The following is a 22,421-nucleotide window of genomic DNA, read 5'->3' as shown; positions in this document are numbered from 1 at the left end:
TCGAGATCCATCCCTGCAGCGCGGGATCGATCCTGACCGACCCCACGAAGGCCATGAGGACAACGCCAAGCACCACCGGCACCCAGACCGGCACACGGTCAAGCCCCGTGCGCGCCAGCAGGTCGGTGACCTTCCCCGTCGTGAACCACGTTCCGTACATCGTCAGCTATGCCAATATGTTCTATAAAATCAATGATTCAGATGGAAATAAATCTATTCCAGACCAGCTTCCCCAGCATCAAACAGATAAAGACACATTCGAAATTTCCATGAAACACCATGAAATTGCCGAATTATTTCATATTCCCGACACTTTTCAGGCGTAATCTTAGTTGAATATTTTTGTGTCGTTCATGGGCATCATGGGTATTTTTTTGTTAACAAATTGTCAAGCATAAAAAAATTATAAATCGGTAAATGACTTGATAAAAAAATTAAAAAATTAGATAAAAATTTCAAGTATATTATATAAATATATCCTTTTGCCGTGAATTTATCGTAAAATTCAGGCAATATACAATATATACAAAATTTATTTTATTTAGACCGCCGCCGATAACAATTTTATCCGGACACGCCGAACATTATCAGCATTAATAACAATACATCAACACATAAACACATAAATATTATCCTAAAATATGTTTATTATATTTCTACATTCATTCGATTTCATATAAGTTTAAAAAATTTTCATTTTTGATTTATAAAATATTTATACATATATATTTCAATTTTTAATTTCGAAATACTCCATATTTTATATATTACATTTTTGATTTATTCATAATAATTGATGAAATATATAAAACTACTCCATCCCGTATATATCTTTATGGTGCCGTATATCGAAATGCTCCGGCAGAGCGTGGCCTGACCAACTGGATATATAATCCGGAAGTCTTAACAAAAACAGCTTATTAGACGTGGGATACAGGCAGGTATAGCTCTCAACCTTCAACATAAACATAATATTTCAACGCTCCTGACGGATCATGTCAGAGCATTCCGTTTTGAATTCACAATAATATGTGTGCTTTCGATTTTTAACTTTTCCTTCTGTATATTTTCTCCATCTGGGGCATAGACCCAACATCATGGTCTGCATAAAGCGGCAGGAGACCGGATACGCTCCTACCGACTGCGCAGAACAGAACTCTATGCAGGCGAGAACCATGCTGCGTGTCGCTATCTCATCAGCCTGCACTGATGTGCTGCGCCACGGGATACATGAACCGCATGCGACGCACCCCATACCTGCAGCAAATGTTACGGGGCCAGCGAGGTTTTCCCCGATGCTGAATAGTCTGGCGTTTGAGAAAACAGACTTTCAGAGCATTACGACTGGTATGTCAGGCCGGAAGGCATCAAAGAAGGACGACCAACAGGGCAAAAACTTTACTGAATGACGTTCCTGTTGGCTTATTCATCATAAACAGCACATATCATTCGGACCGGGCCATGTTTACGTCCCATTCCATAAAAATAAAACATAACCCATACCCCGTTTAATAAATGTATAATATTTATTAATTTCGTATTTTTTATTATTATACATAATTTTTATAAAATTAATAGCGCAGTTCCCACAAACAGGAAGCATCCCCATATGCGCCTGCCTGCCATTTACCTATTGGTCATATTTTTAAGTTATACTCTACATCGACAAATAATAACAAATATAAATTTATCGACTACCTGAAAAATCATATTCACGTTCCATACCGTCCTGCTAGCCAAGAGGATACCAACATGTCTCTAGTCTATGGATATAATAACAACATTACCAGTAGCGGGGATTACACCATCGTCCCTGCCGTTCCCGTACTGGGCGTGATTTCCCTAGGCGGCGGCGGCGCGACCGTCTCCGGGTCGGACGTAAATGCCAATATATCTTTTGCTCCCAGCCTGCTTGGCCTGGCGGATCCATATTATGTCACCGCGACCGACGGCGCGCATGTTACTGTGGATGGCCTTAGCAATAACCTGATCGGTGCCCTGACCGGGGCAACCATTACAGCCGATGGTGGGACGGTTTCCATGTCGGGTGAAGACACCATTTCCGCCCTGTCGGGTGCCACCTATAATATCGAGAATGGCGGCACGCTGATGATCAATCAGGTGGAAGGCGAATCCGCCATCGCTGCACTGGGTGCGTCATCGGTCAATTTTGGTACGGGCGGCGGAACATTGGTCATCACGCCCGGTGCCAACCTGTCCATTCTGGAATTTCCGAGCATCAGTGGTTTTGACCAGCCGGGGGCCACCATAGAAATACCGAATGCAACCGCCATCGCATCCGTATCGCAATCAGGCGACAGTACCGACATTGTCACGACCACGGGCCAGACCATTCAGGTCCAGGGCGATTTCTACGATTACGCAACCCAGCATAATCTTTTTCAGTCCACCAGCGATGGAAATCTGTATATCAGCACCACCCCCATGAACAGCACGGGTGATAACGGCGTACTGGTCTGTTTCCTGGCGGGATCAATGATCACCACCCCTGCCGGGACCGTCGCAGTGGAGGAGATTAAGGAAAACGATACCGTCCTCGCACTGGTCAATGGCCAACACGTCCCACGCACGGTGGTCTGGGCAGGCAAGGCGCAGGCAACCGTTCGCGCAGGCGTGGCCGATGACGAGGCAGGCTATCCCGTCCGTATCCGCCAGAACGCCATTTCTGACGGCGTACCATACAAGGACATGCTGATTACGGCTGAACATTGCCTGTTCCTCAACGGCCGTTTCATTCCGGCACGTATGCTTGTGAATGGCCGGTCGGTTTTATATGATCATTCCATTACATCTTATGAATACTACCATATCGAATTGGAAGAACATGCGATCATCATGGCGGACGGCATGTTGACCGAAAGCTATCTTGATACGGGAAACCGCCGCGCTTTCCAGCAGACCGGGCAGGTTATCCGGATCGGGGGCAAAACCCATGACTGGACGCGTGATGCAGCAGCCCCGCTTGGCGTCAGTCGCGACTTTGTTGAACCTGTTTTTCGCCAGATCGAGGCGAGAGCCGCGGCGGCCGGACTGGAAAGCCAGTCTGCAGCACCAATATCAAGTAAAGAACCCGATCTTTACCTGATGACCGACGCCCAGACCATCATCCCTAAAATACGCGAAGCCAATGGTAAGGTTTTCTTCATGGTCCCGCCCGATGTGCATGACGTCCGCATCATGTCGCACACCGCACGCCCGTCTGACATGATAGGTCCGTATGTGGATGACCGCCGCCCACTGGGTGTACTGATCGGGAATATCAAACTGTTTGAAGGCAATATCACGCGCACCATCACCTCCCACCTGACGGAAGACTCATCGCTTGGCTGGTATGATGGCGGAAATGCATCCGATAGCGTGCCCTGTCGGTGGACGAATGGACGATCCGTCCTGAAACTTGGGGAACGGCGCCCTTCAGCAATGGGGCTGCTCTGTCTCGAAATTCTGGCTGGTGGCCCCTACCGCATTGAAGACAGTGCCAGCATCAATACCGATATGCTCCGTCTTACAGCCTGACCTGACAACGGGGAAAGGGACGATGGCAGGTATCAAAAGTAACCGCATGCATGCCATCGTCTCCTGCAACAAGGCATTTACTTTCGCAGTATCGCCGACAGGACCATCTTTAAAAACTGTTTGAAAACATTGCATTTATAAAAAAATAAATGCTTCACCAAAAACTTTTCTTAGATTTACAGGACGTTTCATAAGCTGACTTTTCAAACAGTGGCACGGGCACCTGTACCCTGCCTGCATCACCTGCGATGCAGGCCCCCCGACGCTACGGGATAAGATACGTGCAATATTCCGGTCCATCAGACACATCGCCACAGGGGCATCAGCAACAGCATGGATCGTCGTCGCGGTCTGCCCATGATTGAACCGCCCCCTGGCTAGCGCTGCGCCCTTTTTGCAGGTTCCGCACTATTTTGACCTGCGCTGAGACACGTGCTGCCGATCCTTCTGGCAATCGACGGCTGGACGCAGTTAAATCCATTCAGACACGCCACGTTCATCCCAGCGGCGCAGACATCTCGTCAGACGCATTTACACGATGCCGATGCCACGCGGCGTTGGCAGACGGGAATGAACTCAGGACGCAGGGGCATATCAAAAAAAGAATGGTCCGGGTGATGCCTGAAAAGACATCTCACCCGGACCATTGAATTACGCAAGGGTCATATCCGGCCTACCAGCCTGCTTCCGGTTATACTTCCCCTGTATTTTAAGATGCTTATCAGAAATCGAGGGATGTCTTGACATAATACATCCCCCCGTTGAACCCGTACGGCGAGTAGGAGGCATATTTCGCCAGCCCCTGCTGCGAATTGGCAATCGAACTGGAAATACGGGTCGGGTATTTGTTGCCAAGGTTATTGGCACCGACACCGATGGTCCACCGCGAGACAGGCTTGTAATCGACTTCCAGATTGGTGATGAAGGCCGGGTTCTGTTCAAACGGCACGGAACCGGGACCAGTCGGCGCAGCCATATAGGTAATGGAGCCATACCGCATTTCCTGCACGAACACCGACCATTTCTTGTACTGCCAGTTCACGCTGATCTGCTCCCGGTTTTTCGGAGCGGAATGGAGGACCATTTCCTTGGTGTATTCATTCACCAGGTTGTTGCGGGCGGAACGGATCTCGTTATCGGAGAAGTTGATGCCCATGGCAAAGCGGAACTTGCCAAACCGGTGCGTATGCAGCGTGTAGTCAGCACTCAGGTCGCCGCCAAACGTCTGGGTGTTATAAAGGTTGGCATAGTATGAAAGAGACGTCGCGCTCGAAATATTGGCAGCCGCCAGCAGCTGTTTCAACGTGGCGTCATTCTGGTCAACCGTATAGGACTGGGTGCTGCCCAGACGGTCATTGATCGCAATGTAATACAGGTTGCCCGTGATATGGAAATCATCAACAGGTGTCGCATCAAGGCCGATGGTATAGCTGCGTGAATACTCGCCCTTCATGTTGCCTGCGCCAAGATACTTGGCAATGGCGCTGTTCGCGGGCACCTGATCAACGGTATAGCCGGGATAGGGCGCTGAATAGAAATAGGACATTTCACCCAGCGTCGGCGGACGGTAGCCGGAATTGATGTTGGCGCGGATCGCCCAGCGCTTGTTGAAGTTGTAGCGCGTACCGATGGAGCCAGTTTCAACCGTGGCCATGTTGTTATAACTGTCCACACGCCCGCCCAGCGTCCACTCCCATTTCTTGGTTATGTAGAAATCAAGATTGGCGAACCCTTCATACACGTCACGGTTCTGGTTCGTGACCGCCATGGGCACGTTACCAGGATGATCGGTTGCCCCCTGCCCGTCCCACGACGCAGTTTCACCCTGCGTCATCTGGAAGGTGTCATGACGGTATTCCGCACCAAATTTCAGGTTGATGTCCCTGGGGAGCAGGCCGGTGTGGAACGAACGCGATCCCCGCAGGCCCGTTGTCAGTTCGGACGAAATCGATTCACCGTCATAGAAGGATGTCTGGGTCGGATCGTAGACGTATGACCCGTCCGACGCGGTGGTGGCGTTTTCTGAATCCTTGGTGCCGTATTTCTGCTGGTCACGGCCATAGGTTACGTACGCATCCCATGCAAAACCGAATTTGCGCGCGCGGATGCCGTTATCCGTCTCGAAATCATACTGATCCATGGTGATGTAGGGCTGGTCACCATTGGGGTAGAGCGACGGGTTGATCCATGTATCGTCCCCCGAATTGGCGCGGTATGTTTCAGGCACGTTGGCGCGACGGTGCGAGAAGGTGGACGTGCTGTAGAAACTGAACCCGTGCGCCACGGGAATGGACATGTTTTCGCTCAGCGTCTCAAGCGTGCTCTTGGGCAGGCCCAGACCGCGCTGCACGTTACGATCTGCCGTTGCATTGCGCGTGGGGTCGGCAAACAGGGTGCCATAGAAGTCCCCGCCCCGCGTCGTAGGCAGCTGATGGGTGACCTGTGCCGCAAGGTCAAGATAGCCACCCCTGTTTCCCAGCGCCATGGCGTAACTGGCCGAACCGTCCAGCGCCTGCCCGTCGCCTGCGTAATAACCACTGTTCTTGAAATTGATGGTGCCACCGTGCGTATCACGCTTCAGCACGATATTGACCGCACCGGCAATGGCATCCTGACCATACAGCGCGGACGCACCTTCGGTAATGACTTCGATATGGTCAATCGCCGTAATGGGAATAAGCGAGATATCAGCCGGCTCACTGCCCCAGTTGGTGCCCGCATTGGAATTGAAATTGGCGCCGATATGACGGCGATGGCCATTCACCAGGATCAGCGTGTCGTCGGGCGACTGCCCGCGCAGCTGCATGGTTTGGACAAACGAACTTGCGCCACCGCCCGGCAGGGCTGCTGTGGTAATGGCCGGGTTGGCCTGCGCCAGCGCGGAAAGCACATTCGTCTGGCCGGTTTTCAGCAGTTCCGCACCGGTTACGACCGTAACCTGCGTGGTGCTGTGCCGCGCAGCACCGGGCGAAAAGATGGAATTGGTCTGGTGGCCGCCCACATGAATCTCTTCCGGTCGGGAGGACGCACGCAGGGCCGCAGGCGCGGCCTGGCTGGCGGCTGGCGCCTTTTTATGGGCCGTCACCCGATAATGCTTTTCCGGGGATGAGACAGACGCGGTCGCGGCTTCGCCCATGGCCGGCACGAATGTACCGAATGCGACCCCAGCCACCAGATATAACTTCCGCTTTGATAAGCCTGACATCTGCCTTCCCCCCTGAAACTCGACCGGACGTTTCGTAACGAATATGTGCAGGTTTATGATGCGCATTCGTTACGATGTGGCGTCATATGGATTATTGATATGTTCGCAAGACAGGCGGGCGCTTACTTGGATATAACAATTTATATAATTGAAAATGCTTCGTGTTTTTAACGGTGTCGCGTTTTCGACACGGCTACCGCAAGTATCAGGACTCCTGTTCCGGAACCCGATCGGGCCTGATCATGGCCATCCTGCCGGCAGGCAACGTTATTGTGTCATAACGTCATGCCCATGCATGACAATATATTGACAACGCAAGGAAAATACCTATTATCAATGCAATAAAGCCCAAGCCTATGACATGTAACGGAGTTCCAGTTGGATATACGGCGACTGCAGGCTTTTATTAAAATCATTGACCTGGGCAGCATTTCCCGTGCGGCCGACCTGCTCAATATTGCCCAGCCTGCGTTGAGCCAGCAACTGGCCACACTTGAAAACGCCTTCAAGCAGAAACTTGTCATCCGCAGCAAAAGCGGCGTCACACCCACCACTGCCGGGGCGGAACTGTACCGGCATGCACAGACCCTGACCAAGCAGTTCGACCGGGCCATGGTGGAAATAACCCGGGGCGCGGGACCGCTGGTGGGCAAGGTATCGGTCGGGCTGTCACCTTACAGCGCGGGCTCCACGCTATCGGTTAAACTGCTGGAACGCGTGCGCGCACGCCTGCCCAACATCACGCTGCACCTGACCGAAAGCTTTGATGACATCTACAGCGAACTGATCATGACCGGGCGGCTGGACATGGCGGTCATCCATGGCGCAGGGCCGATCAAGGGGGTCGTTTTCACCCCGTTGATGAAGGAGGAATTCTTCCTTCTGGCCCCCCATGCACTGGAATTCCCGCAAGATGAAACGGGTGCCGTACAACTGGCTGACATAGCCGACACGCCCCTGCTCCTGCCACCCAAGCATAATTTTGTCCGCAAGAGCGTGGACATGGCCTTCATGCGCAAGCAGCTTGAACCGCGCATCGTAGCTGAGATCGAAGCGCTGATTACCCTGCAGGGTGCCATCGAACAGGGCATCGGCGCCACCATCCTGCCGTGGTCTGTTGCCAGCCGTATTGTCGCACCAGGAAAATCGCGCATCTATCCGCTGCGCAATCCGGTCATTCAGGAAGACGTTTCACTGTGCATTCCTGAAATCATTCCGGAAACCGAGGCCTCGGTGGCGGTGCGTGACGTGCTTATCGATCTGGCCAAGACCATGGCAGCATCGCATAACTGGCCCGGGACACAGCCTTTCAGCTGACAGTTCAGCCTGTCTGCCGCCCCACATTGGGGCGGGTCAGCGCGTCGGGACGCAGCAGGGCCGCGAGCCGTTCGGGGGAAAGCAGCCCTTCCTCCATGATCAGGTCCGTCACCTTGCGGTTTTCCGCCAGCGCACGTCTGGCAAGGGTCGAACAGGTATCATAACCCAGCACCGGCACCAGCGCCGTAATAATACCGATATTGATATCGAACAGGTACCGACACCGCGCCTGATCGGCTGAAATCCCGTCAATGCACCGCGTGGTCAGCGTTTCGATGGCGGCGCGCAATGTCCTGATGGATGTAAACAGGCAGTACCCGATCATCGGTTCGAACGGATTAAGCTGCAACTGCCCACCATCGGCACACATGGTAATGGTCAGATCATGGCCCGCAACCAGATAGGCCACCTGATTGACGGCCTCGGGAATGACCGGATTGATCTTGCCCGGCATGATGGACGATCCGGCCTGCACCGCCGGCAGCACGATTTCACCCAGCCCCGTCCGTGGTCCGCTGGACAGCAGGCGCAGGTCACTCGACATTTTCGACAGTTTCAACGCCAGGCGCTTCAGCGCGCCGGAAAACAGGACAAAGGCCCCCACATCCGATGTTGCCTCGATCAGATCGGGCGAACCGGTCATGGGCCGCCCGGTCAGGGCGCGTAGTTCCGCCATGACGGTCGCGGCATAACGCGGGTCGGTATTCAGCCCTGTCCCGATGGCAGTCCCCCCCAGATTGACCTGTTCAAAAGCAGCCGCATGTTCCCTTATGCTGCGAATTTCCACGGCGACAGACGTGCGGAACGCCCCGAATTCCTGCCCCAGCGTCATGGGTACGGCGTCGCGCAACTGCGTGCGGCCAACCTTCAGGATCGCATCAAATGCCCGGGCCTTTTCATCCAATGCCTCATGCAGTCCTTCAAGGGCATGCAGCAGCGGGTCCACCGCCAGCAACAGGCCCAGACGCAGTGCCGTCGGGTAAACATCATTGGTGGACTGCGCCATATTGACATGGTCATTGGGGTGCAGCACGTCATATGCGCCCGGTTTTTCCCCCAGTATCCCCAGGGCGACGTTGGCAATGACCTCATTGGCGTTCATGTTTGTGGACGTACCAGCCCCGCCCTGCATGGCATCCACGACAAACTGTTCCCGATAGGCCGGGTTTTCCAGTATGCGCTGGCAGGCACCGTCAATGGCGCCGGCGCGCGTGCGGTCCAGATAGCCCAGCGCAAGGTTGGCCCGTGCCGCTGCCTGTTTGACAGTCACCAGCCCCTGCACCAGTTCGCTGAAACTACCGATTGTCGTTCCACTTATGGGAAAGTTATCCAGTGCGCGCTTTGTATGCACGCCCCACAGGGCACCGGGGGGAATGGTAACGCCCCCCAGCAGGTCACGTTCAACGCGATAACCGGACAGACCTTTCCCCGTCCCGTCGGCCCCGGTCCGGCCCGCGGGCACGCGCGTCGCGGCATCTTGTGCTGCTGGGGGCATATCAACCATTTCGATCTGTCCACATCAAGAATAATACCGGCAACCGGGCAAAGCCATATCCGAAAGACGGTGCCAGTCGCATGACACTACAATAAAGAAGGCAACCCGGACGCAATGAATACTGCACTGCAAACAGCGGTGATGTTCAGCCCGTGCGGATCAGTCGGGCTGGATCTGCATGATGGCCGCGCCATACCCCACCAGCGCACCGGGCTGTCCCGTCACATCCACTACCGTGCCCGATACCGGCGCGGGAACCGGCACCTGCAGGCTGTCCAGTGTCAGGAGAGCAACAGTCTCTCCCTGCGTCACCTTTGTCCCTACCGGGGCAAAAGGTGTGTCGCGCAGCGGATGGATCAGGCACAGATGACCAAAATACGGCGTTTTCACCGCAACGCGTCCTGCCCCGTCATTGGGCTGGGATGCTACACCCGTCAGGGGAGCGGTAATTGCCGCAGCGGCCTGCTCCACGCGGATGCGCAGTTTCAGTCCCGCCGCCTCGTTGGTCAGTTCCAGGCTTTCCAGCCCCGCCTGCGCCAGCCATGTCGCCATCTGCCCGATCTGTTCGGGATCTGGCAGCCGGTCGAAATGGGGCACCAGCTGTTCGGAGCGGTTGTTCATGAGGCCGTCCTTTGCGCAAGCCAGCGTTCAAGATAGTGGATATCCACCCCGCCGCGCTGAAACGCCGGGTCCGCCAGCAGGTCGCGGTGCAGGGCGATATTGGTTGACACCCCCTCCACCTTCATTTCCGCAAGCGCCACCCGCATCCGCGCGATGGCTTCCGCACGGGTTGCGCCATAACTGATGATCTTGCCAATCAGTGAATCATAATAGGGCTGCACCGTGTAACCCGCCACGACATGCGTATCGACCCGGATACCCGGCCCACCGGGCAGGTCCCAGCGCGTGATGGTGCCTGGCGAGGGCATGAAGGTAAACGGGTCCTCGGCATTGAGGCGACATTCAATGGCATGGCCCCGCAGCGGGATATCCGCCTGCGCGATGCCAAGCGGTTCACCCTGCGCAATGCGCAACTGCTGGGCCACGATGTCGATGCCCGTTGTCTCTTCCGTAATCGGGTGTTCGACCTGCACACGGGTATTCATCTCGATAAAGGCGAACACGCCGTCTTCATACAGAAACTCGAACGTGCCTGCGCCACGGTATCCGATGCGCCGGCATGCTTCGGCGCAACGTTCGCCAATTTCCGCAATGGTTTCAGGCGCGATGCCGGGGGCGGATGCCTCTTCCAGCACTTTCTGGTGGCGGCGCTGCAGTGAACAGTCGCGCGCACCCAGCCACAGCGCGGTGCCATGCGTGTCGCACAGGACCTGGATTTCGATATGACGCGGCTTCTGCATGAAGCGTTCAAGATACAGCGTCGGGTTGCCAAAGGCCTGCTGGGCTTCCTTGGCGGTCAGGGTCACGGCCTGCGCAAGGTCGGCCTCACGCTCGACCACACGCATGCCACGGCCGCCGCCCCCACCCGAGGCCTTGACGATAACCGGGAAACCCACCTGCACCGCAATGGCCCTGACCGCATCCATGTCCGCAGGCAGCGGCCCGTCCGATCCCGGCACGCAGGGCACACCAGCGTCACGCATGGCACGCTTGGCGGTAATCTTGTCGCCCATCATGCGGATGGAGGCACCCGTCGGGCCGATGAAGGTCAGGCCCGCAGCTTCCACCGCATCGGCGAAATCAGCGTTTTCCGACAGGAAGCCATAGCCGGGATGAACCGCCTGCGCCCCGGTCAGGCGGGCCGCCAGCAGCAGTCCGTCGGGGTCAAGGTAACTCCGCGCGGCGGCGGCCGGGCCGATGCACAGGGCAATATCGGCCTCATGCACGTGGCGGCTGTCGGCATCGGCTTCGGAATATACGGCCACCGTCTCCAGCCCAAGCTGGCGGCAGGCGCGCTGGATACGCAGTGCGATCTCGCCACGATTGGCGATCAGCACCCGGCTGAAATGTGGGATCTCACTCATGCCAGCCGGAACAGGGGGGTACCTGCCTCCACTTCAGTGCCGTCTTCCACCAGAACGGCCGCGATTTCGCCCGCCTGCGTGGCGCGCACGGCGTTGAACACCTTCATCGCCTCGACCAGTCCGACTTCCTGTCCAGCCTGCACGGCCTGCCCCACGGTGACGAACGGTGGCGCCCCCGGCGAAGGCGAGAGATGGAACACACCATAGGACGGGGCGGTAATGACCACCTCCGCCTCGGGCGGCGGGGTGTGGCCTGCCGCGGCAGATGCCGGAGCCGTGTCCACGCCCGGCGCACTGGCACTGGACACGACGGATGCAGCCGGAGGCGCAGCCTGTGTCCCGCCGCCACGGGTGATGCGGATACGGCAGCCGCCTTCCTCCACCTCAAGCTCCGTGACCGGAGCATGGGCCAGCAGGTCGATCAGCCGCCTGACATGCGTGAGATCCACTGGTCTTACGCCGCGCCGGATGTCTTCTTGGCGAAGTTCAGGCCACCCACGACCTGCATGGTCGGCAGCACTTCCATAAAGCTGACATTCATGCGCTGCGGCGCCATGACAGCAAAGGCCACGGAATTGGCGATGTCTTCGGGCAGGAGGGAATCATATTCATCGAAGAAACGCTTCTTCGCTTCTTCCATGTTCCCGATCAGGCGGCCGAACACTTCGGTTTCGACCCGCGCGGGCGAGATTTCGGTCACGCGGATATGGCGACCGAACAGGTCACAGCGCAGCTGCTGCGACAGCGAATGCACGCCCGCCTTGGTCGCATGGTAGACCGTGTTCCCGCCAGCAAAGGCATAATGCCCGGCAATGGAGGTGATGTTGACGATATGCCCGCGGTCACGCTCGATCATGCCCGCCACCGCCAGCCGGGTCAGCTGCAGCACCGCGCGCAGGTTCACGTCCACCAGCGCGTCGATATCCTCGGGCGTGGTGTTGGTGATGTTGCCCGTGCGCGACTGCCCGGCATTGTTGACAAGGATGTCAATCTCCAGCCCCTTCATCAGCGCCTCGATGCCGGCCTGATCGGATACGCTGACCGCATGCACGACGCAGCCGGTTTCCTGCGACAGCTGTTCCAGCCGTGCTGCGTCACGCGCCAGGGCATGGACCTCGATCCCTTCCTGCGACAGGCGACGGACGATCTGCGCGCCAATGCCGGAGGATGCCCCAGTGACGAGTGCGGTACGGTACGGCTGGTTGCTCATGGTAAGAAAACCCGATCCTGAACAGAGAAACTAACACCACCCGGCCCCACGGTGGATGCCGGATGTTCAGCTATTCATTTCATGCTAACGGCCCCGGACGACATGCGCCAAGAGCACTTCGTTCTCACGCCATAACATAATACGATGGCCCGGCTATCACGCCGGGCCATAAGATTATTCAATAGCCTCACAACCAGAATTGCACTGGCCATCGTTACGGGAACGGCCATAATCCCATGGTCGGCACATCCTGCCGCGAAACCTATATTGTTACGGTTCAGGGCCAATACCGGATCCTGCCTTTTTTCCGGGATGCAACCAGCGCCGTTCCAGGGACTGTGTATTTTGAACGCGGATATGAAGAACGATGTGGCGCGCGATGCCGGTGCGGCGCCCGCCATCAGCATGATCGGCACCCGCGCCATGCTGTTCGAGGCGCCGGGCGACTTCACCATGGCCCACCAGCGCCGGATCTGGGCACTGATGGACGCGGCACGGGCGCGGCCCGACGTGCAGGAACTCATTCCCGGCGTGACCAATCTCATGCTGATCTTTTCCGCCCCCCCCGACAGCCCGCAGGCAGTGGCGGACTGGCTGCACCATGCCTGGGACACCCTGCCCGAACGGCATATCGAGGGACGCCTGTTTGAAATCGGCGTGCGCTACGGCGGCGCGCTGGGCGAGGATCTGGCCGCCGTAGCCGCCCATGCCGACCTGCCGCCCGAGGACGTCATCGCCATCCATCATGCCAGTGAATACACGGTCTGCGCCATAGGTAGCGCACCGGGCTTTGGCTACCTGCACGGTCTTGACCCGCGTATCGCGACACCACGCAAGACGGTGCCATCACTGAACATGCAGGCCGGGACCGTCATCATTGGCGGCATGCAGGCGGGCATTTCCGCGCTGACGGGACCGAATGGATGGAATTCCATCGGGTTTACCGACCTGCGGCTGTTCGATCCCGACAGGCAGCCGCCCGCCCTGTTTGCCGTTGGCGATCGCATCCGCTTTTATCCGGAAAGCATAGAGCTGTGATTACGATCCTTGAAACATCCGCCCTGAACACGGTGCAGGATCTGGGGCGCCCCGGTTACCGCAACCTGGGCGTGGGCACATCGGGCGTGATGGACGCAATCGCGCTGCAGGTGGGCAATATCCTGCTGGACAACCAGATGGATGACGCCTGTATCGAACTGCAGACCTATCCGGTTGTCCTGCGCTTTGACACGGCCGCCACGTTTGCCGTGACGGGCATTGACGCCACCATCGACCTTGATGGCCGCACGATCCTGCCATGGATGGTCGAGACGGCAGCGGCGGGACAGATCCTGCGTATCGGGTCACCCAAAAAAGGCGCGCGCGGCTGCCTGTGCATTGCAGGCGGGATTGAGGTGCCGGTGGTGCTGGGATCACGCAGCACGCAGTTGCGTGGCGGCTTTGGCGGGCTGGACGGTCGCCCGCTGGAGGCAGGCGATACGCTGAAGACCACGGGCCGGACGCTGGATGTGGCGGGTTATGGCGCCCTGCCCCCCGCCACGGTTCTGGACACCGTAGCGGATGGGGACGACGGCAGGACCATCGCCCTGCGTGCGATGCCAGCAACCGATTACGGGCTGTTCACGCCCGAATCTCAGCAGCGGTTCTGGGATACCCCGTGGCGCATCACACCGCAGAGCAACCGCGTGGGCTACCGCCTGTCGGGCGCGCCACTTGAACTGCACCACCGGGTGGAACTGCGGTCCTATGGCGTGATCGCCGGTATCGTTCAGGTTCCGCCCGCAGGTGAGCCGATCGTACAGCTGGCTGATGCCAATACCGTAGGCGGTTACCCCCGTATCGCCACCGTAATCGAAGCCGACCTGTGGCGGCTGGCACAGGCGCGGATCGGCACGCGCATCCGCTTTCGGGAATGCAGCTTTACCGAAGGCGTCGCCGCCATGCGACCGGTCAATGCCTATCTGGACGACCTGCGCATGATGGTTGCCCACTACCGCACATCCGCCCGCTGCCGTGCTGGCATGAAGTCTGGAGACAAGGCATGAAGATCGACCTCAATTCCGACATGGGCGAAGGCTTTGGCCGCTGGCGCATCGCGGATGATGACGGGCTGATGGATACCGTATCCTCGGCCAATATCGCCTGTGGTTTTCATGCAGGTGACTACGCCATCATGGACCGTACCGTGCGTCTGGCGAAGGAAAAGGGCGTTGGTATCGGCGCTCATCCCGGGCTGCCGGACCTGATGGGCTTCGGCCGGCGTGCCATGGCCGTGTCCGACGCGGATATGGAATCCATGATGTGCTACCAGATCGGCGCGCTGCAGGGTATTGCTACCCGCCACGGACACCGGGTCACCCATGTCAGCTACCATGCGGCATTCGGCAACATGGCCAACGCGGATGAGGGGCTTGCCCTGCGCCTGACCCGCGCCATTGCAGCACTTGACCGGAACCTGAGTGTCTTCTGCATGCCCGGGCAGGCGACCGAACGCGCCGCCGAAAAGGCTGGCCTGCGGGCACAGACCCTGTTCCTGGCCGATCGGGCCTATACCACTGCGGGCACGCTGGTCCCGCGTGGGCAGCCGGGGGCGGTCATCCATGACCTGACGGGAGTACGTGCGCGCGTGAAGCAGTTCCTGCAGGACGGATCGGTCACGACCATTGACGGTACCCGCCTGCCGGTCAGGGCGCAGTCCATACTGGTGCACAGCGACACGCCCGGATCACTGGAACTGGCCCGCGCCATCCGCGCGGAAATCGAGGCCAGTGGCGGCTTACTGACACCCGCCTGCCAGCTTGGGAACTGACACGGTTCCCATCCATAAGAATTTCCTATTGCACCGCAACAAACACCTATGACCCGGGATGCACCCCATGCGTTACGATATCGCAACATGACGCAGGCGGGGGCTACCGGCAACAGTGATCCATGATGAAGCGCGCCGCCGTCCATGTCGTGCATTGAGGTACGGATAAAATGAAGCATGACCTGAAACGTGGTGCCCTTCTTCTGGCATCTGCAACATTTTTTACCGCTGCCCTCAATGCCCTGCAGAAACTGACCGGATCAACGCTTCCCGCGCTGGAAATCATTTTCTTCCGCAACCTGTTTTCCCTGCCCTTCGTGCTGCTGATTGCCGCACGCACGGGCATTGTCCTTAAAACAAACCATTTTGGCGGGCATGTCCTGCGCTCGGTCGTTGGCCTGATCAGCATGATCATGGTCGTGATCACCGTGACGCGCCTGCCGCTGGCTGAACAGCAGGTGCTGTCCTATACGCAGCCGCTGTTTCTGGTGCTGCTGTCCATCCCGCTACTGCATGAACGGCCATCGCTCCAGCGATGGGTTGCTGTCTCGATCGGGTTTTCGGGCGTAATCGTGGTCGCGCTGGGCAAGGGGCTGCTGCACGGCGCAGGCACTGCCGTGCCAGGCTGGGCGTATTTCGTAGCCCTGGCGCAGGGCGCGGTGGGCGCGCTGACCACCATGCAGATCCGTCAGCTTTCCGCCACGGAAGCCAGCACGACCATCGCCCTGTGGCAGGCCATCCTGATGACGCTCATGACCGCGCTGCCGCTTCCCTTCATCTGGACCACGCCGGGCATGACCGAAGGCGCCTGCCTTGTTGCCGTCGGGGCCTTCGCCGGTATCGCGCAGGTCCTGCAGACCGAAGCGTTCGCATCGGCGCAGGTGTCCGCCATTGGTCCATTTGCCTATTCCGGGCTGCTGTGGGCGGCCCTGATCGGATGGTTCGGATTTGGCGAAATCCCCGGCATTGCCATGGTCATTGGCGGGCTGCTGATCATCGGGTCCGGCGTATGGATGCTACGCCATGACCGTCCGGCAAAGCAGAAGGCCGTGGCGGAAGGCACGATGGATGCGGCCACGGGCACCCCGCCATGACTCCCGGCCCGCGCGTGGCGGCCTCTCCCCTATCGTAATTCATGGCACACCAGGAGTCCTACAGCGTGACAACAGGTGAAATGACCACCCATGCACGAGGCAGGCGCGCAATTCCCGCCCGTTACGTGTTCTTCTTCCTTGTCTTCCTGATGTACGCCATCAGTTATGGCGACCGCGCCGCACTGTCCATTGCCCTGCCCACGATGGGCAGGGAGTTTTCCCTGACACCGGTGCAGATGGGCTGGGTTTCATCCAGTTTCCTGTGGTCGTATTTCCTGCTCAACCTGCCATCGACCATCGTGCTCGACATGGTGGGTGCACGCGCCATCGGCAGCCTTGCCGTGGGCGTATGGTCGTTTGCCATGCTGCTGGGCGGCATGGTGCAGAATATTACGCAGTTCCTGCTGACCCGTGTCCTTCTGGGCGTTGGTGAAGCGCCGACCTTCGGCGTGGGGGCCACCGTCGTGCGCAACTGGGCGCAGCCGCGTGAACGTGGATCGGTCATGACCGTGCTGCTGACCGGGATGCAACTCGGGCTGGCAGGGGGCACGATTGCGGGCGCATACCTGATTACGTTCTTTGGCTGGCGGTGCGAGTTCATGGCGCTGGGCGGCGTGGGGATCGCATGGGCGCTGGCATGGTGGCTGGTGTACCGCAACCCGCAGGACAAAGCCGATGCCGATGTGGCGCCGCGCAGGCCCATTTCGGTGCGCGAAATCAGGAACCTGTTCCGCTCATCCTCATTTCTGGGAATACTGGTGGTACAGTGTACGCAGAATTACCTGAACTTCCTGGTCATGTCATGGATGCCGCTGTACCTGATCCATGAACTGCATATCGATACGACCGGCACGGGCAACAGCACGGCCCTGTGCTATCTGGTCGCCGCCATCGGTGCGGTCTTGATCGGGCGAATTCTGGAACATCTTGTCTTTCGCAATGGCATTCATCCGCCCAACCGGCGTTTTGTTGTCGCCACCTGCCTGCTGGGCGCGGCTACGATCGGGCTGCTGCCATATTTCCATACCATGATGCCCATTCTGCTTGTACTGTCCGGTGCGCTGGCCTGCCTGATGGCGGCAAATGGCGCCAATACCGCGCTGCTGACCGATATGGTGCAGGACGGGGGAAAAATCGGGGCGGTTACGGGTGTCACCCTGACATGCAGCAATTCACTGGGGCTGCTGTCACCCATCCTGACCGGATATATCGTGTCATGGACCGGCAGTTTTGACATGGCATGGTATATGTGCGCCGCCGCCCTGATCATTGCCGCCGGACTGTCACTGAGCATGGTGCGCAACCCGATCCGGATGGACGGATAAAGTGAATGCTCAGGCTTTTATAGGATTGTTGTATGGGGCCAGACGATTTTCACTGGTATCTAACCCATCGCGAAACGATCTACGATCGCGCTGTAAGCATATATGCTGTTGCATGAGCAGAAGTGGAGAAAGCGTCTGATGCCCGGGTTTGCGGATCGACTGAATGGAATTGGGATTTCGGCTTCGGCCGCGATGACCGACAAGGCATCGGCACTGAAGGCCGAAGGGGTAAAGATCGTCAGCCTGTCATCCGGCGAGCCGGATTTCCCCACCCCCGAACATGTCGTGGACGCCGCGATTGCCGCAGCACGCGCAGGTGACACAAAATATCCGCCGCAGGATGGCAAGCCCGCGCTGAAAAAAGCGGTGCAGGGCAAATTCCAGCGCGAAAACCACCTGGATTACGCACTGGATGAGATTCTGGTGGCCAACGGCGCCAAGCAGATCATCTATGACGCCATGATGGCCACCATCAACCCCGGTGATGAAGTGGTGCTGCCCAGCCCGAGCTGGATCAGCTATGCCGATATCGCCCGCCTTGCAGGGGCTTCCATCGTATCCGTGCCCTGCCCTGCCGAAGGTGGTTTCCGCCTGTCAGCCGCAGCGCTGGAGGCCGCCATTACGCCGAAGACCAAGTGGCTGGTCCTCAACTTCCCCGGCAACCCCACCGGCGCATGCTGCCCGCGCACGGATATGGAAGCCATCGCCGCCGTCCTGCTGAAGCATCCGCAGATCTGGATCATGACTGATGATATCTATGAGCATCTGATCTATGACGGCTTCACCTTCTGCACGATCGCCGAGGTCGAGCCACGACTGAAGGACCGTGTCCTGACCGTCAATGGCGTGTCCAAGGCCTATGCCATGACCGGCTGGCGCGTCGGTTACTGCGGCGGCCCGCGCGCACTGATCGCGGCCATGAACAACATGCAGGGCCAGTCGACCAGTGGCATCAATACACTGGCACAGGCGGCCGCCGTCGCGGCACTGAACGGCCCGCAGGATTTCCTGAAGGACCGCGCTGCCGAATACCAGACCCGGCGTGACCTGGTGGTTTCCCTGCTGAATGCCATTCCCGGCGTGCAGTGCCATACGCCGCAGGGCGCATTTTATGTCTATCCCGACATCAGTGGCTGCATGGGCAAGACCTCTGCAGGGGGGCGCCTGATCAGGACCGATGCCGATTTCGTCATGGCACTGCTGGAAGAACAGCAGGTCGCATCCGTGCAGGGCGCGGCCTATGGCATGAGTCCGTTTTTCCGTATTTCCTACGCCACTGACACAACCACCCTGCGTGAAGGCTGCCGTCGGATCGCGGCCTTTGTGGACGGGCTGAAGTAAAATCGGCCCCGCCCCGAAGCGGATCAGCCCGTTGCATGCAGAATGGACTGGAATGCCGCACGGAGTTGGATCGGGGTATTGGTAACCAGAATATCGATGGGCAGCCCGTGTGCCCATCGTGCCCCGGCTTCGGGAGACATGGCGTCCGTCAGTGCACCCGTCCCCAGCAAATCCGTGATCACAACCGCACCGGCATTATGCGCGGCGTGAAACAGCGCCGGGTCGGCGTGCCGGGGTATGTAGGCCGCAAACCGCCGCCCGGCAGCCATGGTGACATATAGTCCGATATCGGCAGGCCGGGTGATCAGGACGGATACGAGGACATCGGGATCCGCTGCGAACGCCGCATGCGCCACATCCCTGGCAAAAGTCAGGACCACGACGCGCCCGGAGAGTCCCGCCTGACGGACAGGTGCCAGCGCATCCGCCGGTGCCACGGCCTTGATGTCCAGCATCAGGCGTGCGGTCGGTTCGCCCGCCGCCCAGCGAACAACGTCCCGGTAGGCCGTGACCCGTCCCCTGACCTCGCCCTGACTGTTCTTCATGCGCAGGGCACGCACCGCCAGATTATCCAGTGCTGCAAGCGGCCCATGGCCAGTCGTCACACGATCGATATCCTGATCATGCATGAGGAAAATCGTGCCATCGGCATCGCTGGTGAGATCAATCTCCATCATGAAAGGTCCGCTCCGAAGCGTATGACGCATCTCTTCCAGCGTATTTTCGAACCGGGACGGATCACGCCATCCCCGGTGCGCGCAGATGACGGGCATATTTTCACGCGCAGCCTGCGCCAGGCATGCACCCGGCGGCAACAGAGCCGCCGTGCATGCAGCCATGCTTCCCATACGCAGAAATGTCCGGCGATCTGGCAATGTCATCATGGTCCAGCCTGTCCTGTCTGGCTACGGGCAGACGGAGCCCTGCATGACGCAACAGGCTGCCTGCTGGTTGTTCCCGCTAGTTGATCTCTATCCCTGACCATGGCAGCAGGCGGAACCGTCTTCATAGACGCATGCATCTTTGATGGAAACAATGCATCCATGGAACACCACGGTTTGCCAGCAGACCGGTTGAAGAGACTGGCGTGCCCCACCTGTGGATGACACCCATCACGCGACGTGCCAGAAGACAACAGACGCAGGGACTGTTGATTTTCACTGAGAACTGACCCGGGTTGGGTGGAAATTCTCATCGAGAATTGACCTATGCCTTCACACTCCCCGGCAGCACCTGCCGTTCAAGACGCGCCTTGGCTTCGACTGCGAAGTTGCTGCATCAAGACTTGTGACGGAGTTTCTGGAGCCGCTTTCGACGCGGAAGATCGGAGCCAACGAGCGTGGCCTTCCCGTATATGCGGAAGCTGCCCCTGACACGTTTCTGAAGATTTTCGAGCGTGACCGGAAGACGAAGTAGCCGGCGTCGATATCGATCCTCATGCCGATCGCATCGTTGAAAACCATCTGTCGCGCATGGATACCCCAGACTGCGGCCAACCACGATCAACGCCTAAAAACTTTAATGTCGCTGTTGGAGAAATTTCCAGCGGTTGGTTGGAAGATTTGCATCGACCAGTTTGGCCATTACGGCAGCAGAGCAGGCAATTACAGCCACAAGCCCAAATGGCGCCCTGACGGCTACGGTTTTGGTGAGCCGTTCAAGTTCATGGAACCCATTCACGCTTTTGTTCGCGAGATGGTCGAGGCGTAGCTTAAGCAAAGTGCGCAAACTCGCAGCTGAACCAAGCTCAAGACCTATTAATTTATTGAACTGAGCGAGACGTTGTGATTCACAGGCTTACCGATGGAGGTGAGGCTGTGAGTGAGGTATTTTTGCTATCTGAGAGCCAGAAGGAGCGGATTGAGCCATTTTTCCCTCTGGCACACGGAGATTACCACGCGTGGATGACCGGCGTGTTCCGAGCGGGACCGTTTATGTGATCCGCAACGGCCTTCAGTGAAAAGACACCCCGAAAGCGTATGCTCCGCGCAAGACTTTGTATGATCGCTTCATCCGGTGGAGCTGCCCGGGTGTCTTTGACCGGATCTTCATCGCCCTGACAGAACAGGCTGGCCGTTCGAAGCGCCTGATGATCGATGCGACACATCTCAAGGCGCACCGGACATCGGCGTCCCTGCTCAAGAAGGGGCTTTTCCCCGCCATATCGGGCGGACAGAAGGCGGCCTGAACTCAAGACGCCATGCCGTGTGCGATGGTCAGGGTCGGCCTGTCCGCCTGCATCTGACAGCAGGTCAGGTCAGTGACTTCAAGGGCGAAGACGTGCTGCTGGCAGATCTCCCCGACGGGACAGAAGAAGTCATCGGGGACAGAGGCCATGACAGCAGCCGGATCAGGTTATCGCTTGCAGAACGCAATATCACTGCCTGTATTCCTGCGAAAAAGAACCGGAAATCAAAGCCGCCTTAAAACTGGCATCCGTATAAAAAGCGCCATCTGATCGAAAACATGTTCGCAAAGCTGAAAGACTGGCAGCGTATTGCCAGCAGATACGACTGCTTCGCTCACACATTCATGTCCGCAATCCACATCGCAGCAAGCTTCATCTTCTACCTCAAGGAATGAGTCCTGAGCCTAGAGGGCTCGAATTCGGTGGTGATCAGTTTACCACCACCATTATCACGCAGGACAGCGGCAAGATGGATCGTCGAGATCCCGAAAGATGTTCCGAATTCGACAATCCTCTGCGCCTTCATAGCGCGGGCCAACATGTAAAGAAGCGTGCCTGTCAGGACGACTTTCGGTGCGGTCGGCAAGGTGTTCTCGGAGACACCCCGAAGCGACGAGGAAATCGCAGCCTATGCCGATACCATGGCCGATATGTTCGAAGCGTATCTGCTCCGGCTCTCTGGAAACATCTGATCGGAATCTGCCATCCGAATGTGGGCCGCTCTACGAGCGTCAGAGCACCGTTCGACTCAGTCAGGCGACCTCCCAAGTCAAAATCACGCATTTGTGAAAGTGGACAAAATCGCGCCCCGGTACCTTTCCGTTTGTTTCCTATGTGTTTCCTGCAGTGGAAATTTGGACGCAAAAAAGCCGCCTCTGAGGGCGGCATTTTTGTTAGATATCAATAAGTTCGGCT

At 57.7% G+C, this 22,421-nt stretch carries 17 protein-coding genes and 1 pseudogene; 11 read left to right on the top strand and 7 right to left on the bottom strand.

Going from position 1 to position 22,421, the window contains the following annotated elements; all coding sequences use genetic code 11:
* Window positions 1-1,752: 1,752 nt before the first annotated feature.
* The gene (locus HNO79_RS15650) at window positions 1,753-3,537 is read left to right on the top strand and encodes a Hint domain-containing protein (RefSeq protein ID WP_214165844.1); all 1,785 of its coding nucleotides are present in this window, start codon (window positions 1,753-1,755) and stop codon (window positions 3,535-3,537) included.
* 721 nt (window positions 3,538-4,258) lie between these two features.
* Here HNO79_RS15650 and HNO79_RS15645 read toward each other — a convergent pair.
* The gene (locus HNO79_RS15645; RefSeq protein WP_214165843.1) at window positions 4,259-6,742 is read right to left on the bottom strand and encodes a TonB-dependent receptor plug domain-containing protein; all 2,484 of its coding nucleotides are present in this window, start codon (window positions 6,740-6,742) and stop codon (window positions 4,259-4,261) included.
* Between the two features lie 378 nt (window positions 6,743-7,120).
* Here HNO79_RS15645 and HNO79_RS15640 point away from each other — a divergent pair, with 378 nt between their 5' ends.
* On the top strand, window positions 7,121-8,059 hold the full coding sequence (locus HNO79_RS15640; RefSeq protein ID WP_048857058.1) for a LysR substrate-binding domain-containing protein: 939 nt from the start codon (window positions 7,121-7,123) through the stop codon (window positions 8,057-8,059).
* A gap of 4 nt (window positions 8,060-8,063) precedes the next feature.
* Here the strand turns inward: HNO79_RS15640 and HNO79_RS15635 are convergent, their stop codons facing one another.
* The 5 genes from HNO79_RS15635 to HNO79_RS15615 all read right to left on the bottom strand — a co-directional run bounded on the left by HNO79_RS15635 (window position 8,064) and on the right by HNO79_RS15615 (window position 12,749).
* Complete coding sequence (locus HNO79_RS15635) at window positions 8,064-9,563, bottom strand: aspartate ammonia-lyase (protein WP_214165842.1); 1,500 nt, start codon at window positions 9,561-9,563, stop codon at window positions 8,064-8,066.
* A gap of 150 nt (window positions 9,564-9,713) precedes the next feature.
* Window positions 9,714-10,175, bottom strand: coding sequence for an acetyl-CoA carboxylase biotin carboxyl carrier protein (locus HNO79_RS15630; RefSeq protein WP_214165841.1), 462 nt, complete (start codon window positions 10,173-10,175; stop codon window positions 9,714-9,716).
* A complete protein-coding gene (gene accC, locus HNO79_RS15625; protein WP_214165840.1) occupies window positions 10,172-11,539 on the bottom strand; it encodes an acetyl-CoA carboxylase biotin carboxylase subunit in 1,368 nt (455 codons plus the stop codon). Before accC ends, HNO79_RS15630 begins: the two co-directional genes overlap by 4 nt.
* The gene (locus tag HNO79_RS15620; RefSeq protein ID WP_048857084.1) at window positions 11,536-11,988 is read right to left on the bottom strand and encodes an acetyl-CoA carboxylase biotin carboxyl carrier protein; all 453 of its coding nucleotides are present in this window, start codon (window positions 11,986-11,988) and stop codon (window positions 11,536-11,538) included. The genes accC and HNO79_RS15620 overlap by 4 nt, the downstream gene beginning before the upstream one ends.
* Window positions 11,989-11,993: 5 nt before the next feature.
* A complete protein-coding gene (locus HNO79_RS15615) occupies window positions 11,994-12,749 on the bottom strand; it encodes an SDR family oxidoreductase (RefSeq protein WP_048857083.1) in 756 nt (251 codons plus the stop codon).
* A 357-nt stretch (window positions 12,750-13,106) separates the two neighbouring features.
* Between HNO79_RS15615 and pxpB the strand changes: the two genes are divergently transcribed.
* The 6 genes from pxpB to HNO79_RS15585 all read left to right on the top strand — a co-directional run bounded on the left by pxpB (window position 13,107) and on the right by HNO79_RS15585 (window position 19,318).
* Window positions 13,107-13,787, top strand: coding sequence for a 5-oxoprolinase subunit PxpB (pxpB, locus tag HNO79_RS15610; RefSeq protein WP_048857086.1), 681 nt, complete (start codon window positions 13,107-13,109; stop codon window positions 13,785-13,787).
* Complete coding sequence (locus HNO79_RS15605) at window positions 13,784-14,794, top strand: 5-oxoprolinase subunit C family protein (protein ID WP_048857082.1); 1,011 nt, start codon at window positions 13,784-13,786, stop codon at window positions 14,792-14,794. Before pxpB ends, HNO79_RS15605 begins: the two co-directional genes overlap by 4 nt.
* On the top strand, window positions 14,791-15,558 hold the full coding sequence (locus tag HNO79_RS15600) for a LamB/YcsF family protein (RefSeq protein WP_214165839.1): 768 nt from the start codon (window positions 14,791-14,793) through the stop codon (window positions 15,556-15,558). Before HNO79_RS15605 ends, HNO79_RS15600 begins: the two co-directional genes overlap by 4 nt.
* 170 nt (window positions 15,559-15,728) lie before the next feature.
* Window positions 15,729-16,652 carry a DMT family transporter gene (locus tag HNO79_RS15595; protein ID WP_154220813.1) on the top strand — a complete coding sequence of 308 codons (924 nt, stop codon included), beginning with the start codon at window positions 15,729-15,731 and terminating at the stop codon, window positions 16,650-16,652.
* 80 nt (window positions 16,653-16,732) lie between these two features.
* Window positions 16,733-17,977 carry an MFS transporter gene (locus HNO79_RS15590; protein WP_214165845.1) on the top strand — a complete coding sequence of 415 codons (1,245 nt, stop codon included), beginning with the start codon at window positions 16,733-16,735 and terminating at the stop codon, window positions 17,975-17,977.
* Window positions 17,978-18,115: 138 nt separating this feature from the next.
* Window positions 18,116-19,318: a pyridoxal phosphate-dependent aminotransferase gene (locus HNO79_RS15585; RefSeq protein WP_110507458.1), complete on the top strand. Its 1,203-nt coding sequence runs from the start codon at window positions 18,116-18,118 to the stop codon at window positions 19,316-19,318.
* A gap of 23 nt (window positions 19,319-19,341) precedes the next feature.
* On the opposite strand, the gene HNO79_RS15580 is transcribed toward HNO79_RS15585, so the two are convergent.
* Window positions 19,342-20,091 (bottom strand): glycerophosphodiester phosphodiesterase family protein, encoded by a 750-nt coding sequence (locus HNO79_RS15580; protein WP_275954937.1) that lies wholly within the window; start codon window positions 20,089-20,091, stop codon window positions 19,342-19,344.
* A 664-nt stretch (window positions 20,092-20,755) separates the two neighbouring features.
* Between HNO79_RS15580 and HNO79_RS15575 the strand changes: the two genes are divergently transcribed.
* From HNO79_RS15575 to HNO79_RS17460, 3 genes and pseudogenes are all read left to right on the top strand, one after another.
* Entirely contained in the window at window positions 20,756-21,028 is a 273-nt protein-coding gene (locus HNO79_RS15575; RefSeq protein WP_214165837.1) for a hypothetical protein, read from the top strand.
* A 107-nt stretch (window positions 21,029-21,135) separates the two neighbouring features.
* Window positions 21,136-21,901, top strand: a pseudogene (locus tag HNO79_RS15570) (IS5 family transposase).
* Window positions 21,902-22,057: 156 nt separating this feature from the next.
* A complete protein-coding gene (locus tag HNO79_RS17460; RefSeq protein WP_408887046.1) occupies window positions 22,058-22,198 on the top strand; it encodes a hypothetical protein in 141 nt (46 codons plus the stop codon).
* The last annotated feature ends 223 nt before the right edge of the window (window positions 22,199-22,421 follow it).

The sequence above is a fragment of the Komagataeibacter oboediens genome (assembly GCF_018491655.1).
GTDB classification, from domain to species: Bacteria; Pseudomonadota; Alphaproteobacteria; order Acetobacterales; family Acetobacteraceae; genus Komagataeibacter; species Komagataeibacter oboediens.
The sequence above is the reverse complement of the archived record's forward strand: the minus strand, read 5'-3'. Positions and strand labels throughout refer to the sequence as shown.

Bases quoted from the DNA above. Each gene is read 5' to 3' on its own strand.
- HNO79_RS15650 (WP_214165844.1), top strand. From the start codon at position 1,753: ATGTCTCTAGTCTATGGATATAATAACAACATTACCAGTAGCGGGGAT.
- HNO79_RS15645 (WP_214165843.1), bottom strand. From the start codon at position 6,742: ATGTCAGGCTTATCAAAGCGGAAGTTATATCTGGTGGCTGGGGTCGCA.
- HNO79_RS15635 (WP_214165842.1), bottom strand. From the start codon at position 9,563: ATGGTTGATATGCCCCCAGCAGCACAAGATGCCGCGACGCGCGTGCCC.
- HNO79_RS15630 (WP_214165841.1), bottom strand. From the start codon at position 10,175: ATGAACAACCGCTCCGAACAGCTGGTGCCCCATTTCGACCGGCTGCCA.
- accC (WP_214165840.1), bottom strand. From the start codon at position 11,539: ATGAGTGAGATCCCACATTTCAGCCGGGTGCTGATCGCCAATCGTGGC.
- HNO79_RS15615 (WP_048857083.1), bottom strand. From the start codon at position 12,749: ATGAGCAACCAGCCGTACCGTACCGCACTCGTCACTGGGGCATCCTCC.
- pxpB (WP_048857086.1), top strand. From the start codon at position 13,107: ATGAAGAACGATGTGGCGCGCGATGCCGGTGCGGCGCCCGCCATCAGC.
- HNO79_RS15600 (WP_214165839.1), top strand. From the start codon at position 14,791: ATGAAGATCGACCTCAATTCCGACATGGGCGAAGGCTTTGGCCGCTGG.
- HNO79_RS15595 (WP_154220813.1), top strand. From the start codon at position 15,729: ATGAAGCATGACCTGAAACGTGGTGCCCTTCTTCTGGCATCTGCAACA.
- HNO79_RS15590 (WP_214165845.1), top strand. From the start codon at position 16,733: ATGACCACCCATGCACGAGGCAGGCGCGCAATTCCCGCCCGTTACGTG.
- HNO79_RS15585 (WP_110507458.1), top strand. From the start codon at position 18,116: ATGCCCGGGTTTGCGGATCGACTGAATGGAATTGGGATTTCGGCTTCG.
- HNO79_RS15580 (WP_275954937.1), bottom strand. From the start codon at position 20,091: ATGCCCGTCATCTGCGCGCACCGGGGATGGCGTGATCCGTCCCGGTTC.
- HNO79_RS15575 (WP_214165837.1), top strand. From the start codon at position 20,756: ATGCCGATCGCATCGTTGAAAACCATCTGTCGCGCATGGATACCCCAG.